This is a genomic window from Thalassobium sp. R2A62, assembly GCF_000161835.1.
Lineage (GTDB): Bacteria > Pseudomonadota > Alphaproteobacteria > Rhodobacterales > Rhodobacteraceae > Thalassobium.
Genome location: NZ_GG697169.2, coordinates 2,227,410 through 2,236,548 on the forward strand (window position 1 = coordinate 2,227,410; position 9,139 = coordinate 2,236,548).

A 9,139-nucleotide genomic window follows, 5' to 3' on the forward strand; every position below is an offset into this window, starting at 1 on the left:
ATTTCCATCTCAGGACATCCCTACCTTGACCCCCGCACGTGGCTCCCCCATGTCCCCATGAACGCCAAACACAGGACACACTATGACCCAACGTCTGATTCAGTGGCTAGAGAGCCCCTTTGTCACCCGCTTTATCCTCGGGGTCATTTTGTTCAATGCCGTGCTCTTGGGACTTGAGACCTCCAAACCATTGATGGCCGCATACGGCCCTATCTTGACCGCGCTCGACACGGCCTGCCTTGTGATTTTTACGATCGAGATCGCACTGCGGCTCTTTGCCTACCGGCTCAACTTTTTCAAAAACGGCTGGAACATCTTTGACTTTGTCATTGTCGGCATCGCCCTTATGCCCAACGGCGGCGCCCTGTCGGTGCTTCGTGCCCTGCGTATCCTGCGTCTGTTCCGCGTCGTCTCGGTCTCGCCGTCCCTGCGCAAAGTTGTCGAGGGCCTGATCGCCGCCCTACCCGGTATGGCGTCGGTGGTCCTGTTGATGTCGCTGATCTTTTACGTGGGCTCGGTCATCGCGACGAAACTCTTTGGCACCAGCCACCCCGAATTTTTCGGCTCGCTGGGGGCATCGGCCTATTCGCTGTTCCAGATCATGACCCTAGAAAGCTGGTCGATGGGCATCGTCCGCCCCGTGATGGAAATCCACCCTCAGGCTTGGATGTTCTTTGTCCCGTTCATTTTGGTCACCACATTCTCAGTGGTGAACCTGCTCGTCGGTATTATCGTCAACTCGATGCAAGAGGCCGCAGGCGTCGAAGAACACGATCAAACAGAAACCTATCGCGATGACGTCGCCAAGCGGCTGGAACGAATTGAAACTCTGCTTGGTGATATGAAAGCACGCAAGTAGCATTACACCTGCCTAGGTCGGTTTCAGGCGCCGTTGGTCCAAGAATTCAAAACCTGCCTCTAACGCAGCCGCAAAGTGCTCGGCGTTCTTGCCCTTAAAGGCGTCACCATGACGTCCCGCCGAATGAATAAGCTCAACACCGTTTGTCACCGTGTCCCAGCCCATTTTGGGCTCAAATCGACGATCTTGTTTTGCCAGCCTAGTGTCCGGTCGAACCAGAACAATCCCGGCCTCCAAATGATGAGGTTGATATAGATAGGCCGCCGCCTTGATTCTCAGGTCGGCAACCATGTCATGATCGCCCTTTAGGGCATATTTTGCACGGCGCACCGCGTACTCGGCTCTCTTGCAAAGACGCGTCCAACGCGACGGTCGGTCGGCTCCAAACATCTGACATTCCGCGTCAAAGAGGATCAGATCAACGCGGCACCCCGTCCCGATCAACCTCCGCGCAGTTTCGAATGCGATCAACCCGCCAGCCGAATACCCCATCAGCCGCAGGACACCATCACTGTCTGGTTGCAAATGTCGTTCGGTATATGCGGCAAACCCTTCGATCGTCCTCGGGTCAGCTTCGCCATCGATCCACCGCGGCAGAAAAAGACCTTTGACCGAATAGGCATCATCCATGAATTTCGCCATTCTGCGGTACGGCAGAACATGACCGCCAAAGCCCGGGATCACATAGACCGTCTTGGTGGATGTAGTCGTTGATCTAAGGTTCAGGATCGGGTCGCGTCGTTTGCCTACCATCTACGACCCCCACGAGACTATCGAGAACCCCGACATTTCAAACAGTCCAACTCGTGGTCATGCCGCCTCCGCCTGACAAAGGGCGACAAATTCCGACATCATTTTGCATTCTTCAAAGTTCTCAATGTCGATTTCTAGCTCGTGCTCTTCTTCCAGCTCCATTGCGATTTCGACCATCTTCAAACTGGTCAAACTCAGCTGTTCGAGCTCTATGTCCTGCCCATTGGCAAAGTCGTCCAACAGCTTCTGCCCAGCCTGATCCGGCAGGTGGTTCTTAAATATGCTAACGATTGAGTGCTGATCCACGCGGTTCTCCTATCTCAGTTTGAAATTTGGTGGCCAAATGTAAAACGTGGCGATCCGTTAATAAAATCTCCGAACTCAAAGCACTTCGGTCACAGCGCGCGATAAATTCCGCGACGCAATCAAAGACCATCAAAGAATGATTTTTTCCAAGACAAGTATGACGCCCAGCACCAAAGAATTTCAATCTCTGATCTTCAGTTTGACCTTCGAATTGATCAATGCGGCACTCTAAAAATTGCGGCTTGTTTTCGGCGCCTAGGTCTTCCCGCCAAACATACGGAACAGATGTGTCCGTCGGGACCAGAGGAAATGGTTTGGAATTAAGAGGCTCGCCGCGCGTCGCGTCAAAGTGGCTGGCCAGACATTTCGCAAGCGTTCCGATCAGCGGATCACGCCCCATCACGTTGATCGCAAGCGCAACCCTTTGCGAGCCGTCTGTGTCAAATTCCGTAATCCCCTTGATCGTTTCTTCAAGGATTTTGCGCCGTTGGATACTGGCGCCTGAATCAAAAATATCCGCCAGACAACTGGCCAAATGGTTCCGCAGATCGATCCCCGACAAAATCGCCATGGCCTCATTTACAAACGGCTCAACGAGCGACCCCAATAAATCATGGGTGCCGGCCTCATTCAGGATTGAAAAATGTGTCTCTACGAGTTCGGGCAACGCGCGCTTTAGGTGCACTCGGCCTCCCGCAAGTACCTTTGCCATCTCAGCACGAAGCGCGCGGTGCGTATCCCCACGCTGCCCCAACGGAAGCGCCTTGGCCAACTCAATCGTCGCACTGTTGTCAAACCCAACTGCATCGCGAAGATTTTCGTGACCCTTGTGGAATTGAACGACATCGAAATCTATTGATCTCAAGAATTCGAATTCTAGGAAATCACGCCTGTGTCTTATCGAGTACTTGCAAGTAGCAGTGGCCACGTTGATTCAACCCCAAATTAGCCAATATAGTTAAGGCTTTTCCCGGTGTCACTGCAAGCACTTGCACCCTGTGTTAGTTGCCCCAGCAGCTCGGCATATCAAACGGTTCGTTCGGACAGCGTTCGCACCGCGCCCGAATGCCCGTTCAAAATCACATGTGGTTTCATAGTCAGGTCTACCGACCCAACACGAACCTATATCAGAGGTTGATTGTTCTTGGCGTGACGCGCCACCAGCTTCTTTTGCAGATCGCCAGTCGGAATATGACACGCTGGGTCTGGTGCATAGCTCAACAGATTGAGTTCAGGCAAAATCGCAAGGATCTCTTCCATTGCTTCCGCTGATATCGCCTTCAGCGCTTCTGGCCCAGTATAGAAACTCTCGGTTGGTGCGCCTTCTGCAAAAATCACCTCGTGATGATCGAACAAGAGATGGAAATACTCGACCTCGCCGTGATCAGGATCAACAAAAATTCTTGGCAAAGACGTCAGTCTTGATCGCCGAAACCAGAACTTGCTCCAGTCCAAACATGCGTTCGCAAATAGCCGAAGACACCAAAATGCGGTGCTGGCGCGAAACCAAAAGATCGCGCTGCGGCATAACATGCCCCAAAGCACCCGCCATAATACGCACTGGTTGCAATTTAGGGTTTGCATCCGTTTCCCACGCTGAGATTTTCCGGCTCAGCGCCAAACGCAGTGTTTTATATTCACCATCCGCACACAGGATTTTGTCGCCCGCGCGCAAATCCTCAACAGGAACCAAGCCCGAATCTGTCTCGATCAGCGCACCGCGCACAAAACAGGTGATCGTGCTGTACGGCGTCGGCGTTGTTGTATGGCTTTGGTAGCTGCCGAAAGTCACACCTTCGGTAAACTCAGACCCCGGCCCGGGGATAAAGTACCAGCTGCCTCCGACATTAAAAAAATAGAATGTTTCAACATGCGTATCGCCGTTCACATCGGTGAACGAGACGTCAATGTCATAGGGCGGGCCTGAGGTCACAGTAAAAGCGCCACCATCAATGCTGACGGTTTCATTTGCATCCGTGGCACCATCAAGGTTTGCGTCGTCATCATCGATGACCACAGTAGAAGAGCTATTGTGCTGGCTGTTATAGCCGCCATTGGCTGACCAGTTGAACGCAGCTACCGTGTACTGTGGCATGACAAAAAAACCTCTAGATTGGCACCAAAAATACAGCTGCCGTGGAGATACCTTACATCTTATGAAGTTTGTTTTAGAGGGGAATTGTGGCGCAATGACAGCGCGATGGGGGCAATGTGATGGGGGCAATGTCTTGTCAGAACGGAATGATTTCAACGTCCTGCGCCCTTATTTTACGGGTCCAAAGCAACTTTCTCGATATGATAGATGATTGTTGAACAAGTCGCGAATCAGAGAAAAAGAACCTGGTTTGCGGCTTGCAGCGCCTCTTGGGGCGTTGGGGCAATACAACTTTAACGTCGGTTAACCTGTCCAGACGCCTTAACATATGCTGACCCCACAGCGCGCATTGCCCCAAATGCAGCTCTCTGCATCTGTGCAAACCAAAATATGCAAATTACGTACTTTCGACATCAAATTACGCAAAATACGGCAACGGGCGGTCAGACTAACGAAACCTAACCCGCCCGTGACGACCCGCTAAACCTGTTTCACGTGGCCGCAGGCACACGATCTCCAAAAATTGCACTGCCGACGCGCACATGGGTCGCGCCTTGGGCGATCGCGCACTCGAAATCGCCGCTCATTCCCATCGACAGTCCGGTCAGCTCATTGCGGCCCGCCATCTTGGCCAACAATGCAAAATGCAGACTGGGTTCTTCCTCGGCGGGCGGAATACACATCAGACCGCGCACAGGCAGGTCCATCGCAACGCACTCAGCAACAAAGCCATCTACATCCTCAGGCGCAATTCCCGCCTTTTGATCCTCTCGCCCTGTGTTCACCTGTATATATAGGTCAGGACAGGCACCGATCTCTTGGGCCAATCGCGCTATGGTTTTAGCCAGCTTTGAACGGTCTATCGTATGTATAGCGTCAAACAGTTCCATCGCCTGACGGGCCTTGTTGGTTTGAAGTGGACCGATTAGGTCGACTTCTATATCTTCAAATCGGGACCGAAACTCTGGCCACTTGCCCGCGGCTTCTTGGACCCTGTTTTCTCCGAACAAACGATGTCCTTGCTCTAACACAGCAGCGACTCGATCATTCGGTTGCACCTTAGATACTGCAATAAGACGCACACCCACAGGATCACGCCCTACTCGTTCCGCCTCAGCTTCTATCCGCGCCTCTATTTCTGCAAGCATCCGCTCAACCTCCTGTATCAACTGGAAACCCTAGCGTTTCCTGCCCCTAAGTCCAATCGGCATGGATTTGCTTGTGTGGCACCTATGCATCAATTCGAGTGCAGGTTTCGAAACACCCCCCCTATTTCCTTGAGTGATCGGCCCGATAGGCGCAAACACCATCGCAATGCTAGGCAAACTGGCATTCTCGGGAATGCAAACACGAGGGTTCTATTATGAAACGCATCCTTCTTACTTCGACTGCTCTGGTCGCCTTTGCTGGCGCTGCAGCAGCTGACGTATCCTGGTCTGGCTCCGCCACACTGGGCTACAACGACGACATCAACGACGGCGTATACGCTGACGCTGACATCGACGTAACTCTGTCGCAAGAGCTGGACAACGGCGTAACCGCATCGGTTACTTTCGGTTGGGAGCTTGAGCAGCACGAGAACAATACCGACAACGATACCTTCAACGCAGACAACAACCTGTCCGCATCGTTGACTTCGGACTCGGCGTCGATCTTCTACGGCGACACAGCATACGCAGCTGAGACATACTGGTCCGGCGTTACTAACATGAACGAAGACGCGTTCAGCGAAGCAGACGGCGAAAACGTCCTGCGCGGTGAAGTTGTATTCGGTTCGGTTACTGCTGGCGTTTCTTACGGCGTAGGCAACGACGGCTCCACTGATAACGGCGAGCTGAACCAGCTGTCGATCGGTGCAACTGCAGCGCTCGGTGCAGCAACTGTTGTTCTGGCTTACCAGGAAGAGGACACTACTCCTTCGAACGGTCAGACTGGCAACGGCGACTTCAATTCGAGCGAAGTACTGGGTCTGTCGGTTTCGGCTAACCTCGGTGGTGCAGACATCACTTTCGCATATGCGAGACAAGACGACGATGCATCGACTGGTATCGAGGTCGCATACCCAATCGGCGACATCACAGCGACTGTATTCTACGTCTCTGAAGATGCAATCGACGACAGCTTCGGCCTGCAGGTTGCTTACGCATCCGGCCCAATGTCGGTCACAGCGTTCTACCACGATGGTGGTGACGAGGACTCCGGCATCCAGATCGGTTACGACGTAGGCAACGGCCTAAACGTATACGCTGGTGGTTCGGACGACGATGGCACATACATCGGCGTTGAGTACGACCTCGGCGGCGGCGCAAACTTGGTAGCTTCTTTCGCAGAAGATTCCGACGACGCTACCAACGACGAGATCGGCCCACAGGCGTACCTGCACGGTACAACTGTAGCTGTTTCCTTCAGCTTCTAAGTTGATCGAAATCTCTTAAGTTTGAGCCGCCCTTCGGGGCGGCTCTTTCTTTTTGTGGCATAGGGAATTGCGCCAATTAGCCTTGGCTCTTGTGAGACCCAGCCCACCACGTTACAAAATTGCCAATGATTAGCGCGCTCTGGGGAGGGCACAGGTTTTGACAGGTCTCATTTCGACAGCAAAATGCGCTGTGATCGGCACATGTATCGCAGCATTGTCCGCCTGTGGCGGCTCAGGCAGCATCGGCAGCGGCTCGTTTGGCAGCTCGCCATTTGGCAGCCTTGCCTCGTCAAGCAGCAAAGCAGACGCAAATACCGCAACACGGCAAGCCGCACGCACACGTGGCGTCGAAAATGTCGCGGTGAACCGGTATCTCTGGGCCGCATCCATCGATGTGCTCAACTTTCTGCCAATCCAATCGGTTGATCCGTTCACTGGCGTGATCTCGACTGGCTTTGGCACACCACCCGGCGGTGGCCGCGCCTACCGCGCCACGATCTACATCACCGACCCTGCGCTGGATGCGCGTTCCCTAAACGTAGCACTGCAATCTCGCAGTGGCCCTGTTGCGGTCGAAACCCAACGCGCCGTTGAAGACGCTATTCTAAGCCGCGCGCGCCAGTTGCGCATCGCAGATGGCCGTCTCTAGCTATAGCCCCTGTGCGAAATTCAGATTATGACATGCGCCGGGCTCCATCGCCCGGCGTTTTCATCTCAAGGACCGACTCATGACCCGCTACACCCCAGCCGAGATCGAACCCAAGTGGCAGACCGCTTGGAACGAGGCCGAGACCTTCAAAGCTGTCCGCGATGAAACCAAGCCCAAGTACTATGTCCTAGAGATGTTCCCCTACCCGTCGGGCCGTATCCACATGGGGCACGTCCGGAATTACACATTGGGCGACGTGGTCGCACGGTACAAAACCAGCACCGGCCACAGTGTTCTGCACCCAATGGGATGGGACGCCTTTGGTATGCCCGCCGAGAACGCCGCGATGGCGATTGGCGGTCACCCGAAAACGTGGACCTACGACAATATCGAAGAGATGAAGCGCCAGATGCGCCCCTTGGGATTGTCGATCGATTGGTCCCGCGAATTTGCCACCTGTGACCCCGAATACTATGGCCAGCAACAGGCGTTGTTTCTGGATATGTTGGCCGAGGGACTGATCTACCGCAAGAATGCAATGGTCAATTGGGACCCTGTCGACATGACCGTTCTCGCCAACGAACAGGTGATCGATGGGCGCGGCTGGCGGTCAGATGCTTTGGTGGAACGCAAGGAATTGACCCAGTGGTTCTTTAAGATCAGCGACTATTCAGAAGAATTGCTGGATGCGCTCGACAATCTTGATGATTGGCCTGCCAAGGTCCGCTTGATGCAATCTAATTGGATCGGTAAATCGCGCGGGCTTCAGTTTGCCTTTTCTACAGTTGATGCGCCTGACGGATTTGACCGAATCGAGGTTTACACAACCCGTCCAGATACGCTCTTGGGCGCTAGCTTTGTGGGTATCTCGCCCGATCACCCACTGGCCAAACAGCTCGAGCAATCGAACCCAGAGGTCGCAGCTTTTATCGCAGAATGCCGCAAGGGTGGCACGACCGAAGAGGCGATCGAAAAGGGCGAAAAGCTGGGCTTTGACACCGGACTGACCGTACGGCATCCTTTTGATACGGCGTGGGAACTGCCCGTTTATATCGCGAACTTTATCCTGATGGATTACGGCACTGGCGCTATCTTTGGCTGTCCGGCTCATGACCAGCGCGATCTTGATTTCGCACGCAAATACGATCTGCCTGTGACCAGCGTCTATGCCCCGACTGAGGGCGAACATACTGCACCCGAAGACGGGGGCGACGCCTATGTGCCAATGAAGTCCGACAAGGTGAACTACGTCAAAGGCTTTGCTGGCGAGGCTGTTCAGACTGGCGATCAAGGGATCAACACGTCGATTGATTTCTGCGAATCCAACAGTGTTGGCCAAGGCGTGACCAAATTCCGCTTGCGTGATTGGGGTCTTTCTCGCCAACGTTATTGGGGCGCCCCAATTCCCGTCGTGCATTGCGACGATTGCGGTGTGGTGCCAGAGAAGAAAGAGAATCTTCCGATCGAGCTGCCCTTTGACGTCAGCTTTGACATACCGGGCAACCCGCTGGATCGTCACCCGACATGGCGCAACTGTGCCTGCCCTGCCTGTGGCAAGGACGCGATCCGCGAAACGGACACGATGGACACATTCGTCGACAGCTCTTGGTATTTTGCGCGGTTTACTTCGCCCCGTGCGGACACCCCAACAGATCGCGCCGACGCAGACTACTGGATGAATGTTGACCAGTATATCGGCGGCATCGAACACGCGATTTTGCACCTTTTGTATTCCCGCTTTTTTGCCCGAGCGATGAACATCACCGGACATTTGCCGGACACAGCAATCGAGCCGTTTAATGCGCTGTTTACCCAAGGGATGGTGACACACGCGATCTATCAAACGACGCGCGAACAAGATGGCCGCCCTGTCTACCATTACCCAGAAGAGGTCGAGGTCTTGGGCAACGCGGCCTTCCTCAAGGAAGACGGGCGCGAGGTCAAAGTTGTCCCATCAGCCAAGATGTCCAAATCCAAGAACAACGTTGTCGATCCGCTGAACATTATCAAAGCTTTTGGCGCAGATACGGCGCGCTGGTTCGTGTTGTCCGACAGCCCGCC

At 53.9% G+C, this 9,139-nt stretch carries 10 protein-coding genes; 4 read left to right on the plus strand and 6 right to left on the minus strand.

The genetic code is table 11. The features are described from left to right. Positions 1-82: 82 nt before the first annotated feature. Positions 83-859, plus strand: coding sequence for an ion transporter (locus TR2A62_RS11070; RefSeq protein ID WP_009160458.1), 777 nt, complete (start codon positions 83-85; stop codon positions 857-859). A 12-nt stretch (positions 860-871) separates the two neighbouring features. On the opposite strand, the gene TR2A62_RS11075 is transcribed toward TR2A62_RS11070, so the two are convergent. The 6 genes from TR2A62_RS11075 to TR2A62_RS11095 form a co-directional block, all read right to left on the minus strand. Beyond that, the gene (locus TR2A62_RS11075; protein ID WP_009159396.1) at positions 872-1,612 is read right to left on the minus strand and encodes a thioesterase domain-containing protein; all 741 of its coding nucleotides are present in this window, start codon (positions 1,610-1,612) and stop codon (positions 872-874) included. Between the two features lie 57 nt (positions 1,613-1,669). Then, a complete protein-coding gene (locus TR2A62_RS11080) occupies positions 1,670-1,918 on the minus strand; it encodes a phosphopantetheine-binding protein (RefSeq protein WP_009158768.1) in 249 nt (82 codons plus the stop codon). After that, a complete protein-coding gene (locus TR2A62_RS11085) occupies positions 1,896-2,783 on the minus strand; it encodes a hypothetical protein (RefSeq protein ID WP_040820641.1) in 888 nt (295 codons plus the stop codon). The genes TR2A62_RS11080 and TR2A62_RS11085 overlap by 23 nt, the downstream gene beginning before the upstream one ends. Positions 2,784-3,040: 257 nt before the next feature. Continuing rightward, complete coding sequence (locus TR2A62_RS19555; protein ID WP_009160068.1) at positions 3,041-3,328, minus strand: Hint domain-containing protein; 288 nt, start codon at positions 3,326-3,328, stop codon at positions 3,041-3,043. Continuing rightward, positions 3,309-4,013 (minus strand): Hint domain-containing protein, encoded by a 705-nt coding sequence (locus TR2A62_RS11090; RefSeq protein WP_009157565.1) that lies wholly within the window; start codon positions 4,011-4,013, stop codon positions 3,309-3,311. The genes TR2A62_RS19555 and TR2A62_RS11090 overlap by 20 nt, the downstream gene beginning before the upstream one ends. 491 nt (positions 4,014-4,504) lie before the next feature. Next, on the minus strand, positions 4,505-5,161 hold the full coding sequence (locus tag TR2A62_RS11095; protein ID WP_040820643.1) for a YggS family pyridoxal phosphate-dependent enzyme: 657 nt from the start codon (positions 5,159-5,161) through the stop codon (positions 4,505-4,507). Between the two features lie 215 nt (positions 5,162-5,376). Between TR2A62_RS11095 and TR2A62_RS11100 the strand changes: the two genes are divergently transcribed. From TR2A62_RS11100 to leuS, 3 genes are all read left to right on the plus strand, one after another. After that, positions 5,377-6,429: a porin gene (locus TR2A62_RS11100; protein ID WP_009160815.1), complete on the plus strand. Its 1,053-nt coding sequence runs from the start codon at positions 5,377-5,379 to the stop codon at positions 6,427-6,429. A 157-nt stretch (positions 6,430-6,586) separates the two neighbouring features. Continuing rightward, positions 6,587-7,078 carry a DUF3576 domain-containing protein gene (locus tag TR2A62_RS11105; RefSeq protein WP_009160108.1) on the plus strand — a complete coding sequence of 164 codons (492 nt, stop codon included), beginning with the start codon at positions 6,587-6,589 and terminating at the stop codon, positions 7,076-7,078. A 79-nt stretch (positions 7,079-7,157) separates the two neighbouring features. After that, the coding region (leuS, locus tag TR2A62_RS11110; protein ID WP_040820645.1) for a leucine--tRNA ligase at positions 7,158-9,139 on the plus strand (1,982 nt) is incomplete at its 3' end.

Excerpts from the sequence above, each read along its gene's own strand:
- TR2A62_RS11070 (WP_009160458.1), top strand. The coding sequence starts at position 83 with ATGACCCAACGTCTGATTCAGTGGCTAGAGAGCCCCTTTGTCACCCGC.
- TR2A62_RS11075 (WP_009159396.1), bottom strand. The coding sequence starts at position 1,612 with ATGGTAGGCAAACGACGCGACCCGATCCTGAACCTTAGATCAACGACT.
- TR2A62_RS11090 (WP_009157565.1), bottom strand. The coding sequence starts at position 4,013 with ATGCCACAGTACACGGTAGCTGCGTTCAACTGGTCAGCCAATGGCGGC.
- TR2A62_RS11095 (WP_040820643.1), bottom strand. The coding sequence starts at position 5,161 with ATGCTTGCAGAAATAGAGGCGCGGATAGAAGCTGAGGCGGAACGAGTA.
- TR2A62_RS11100 (WP_009160815.1), top strand. The coding sequence starts at position 5,377 with ATGAAACGCATCCTTCTTACTTCGACTGCTCTGGTCGCCTTTGCTGGC.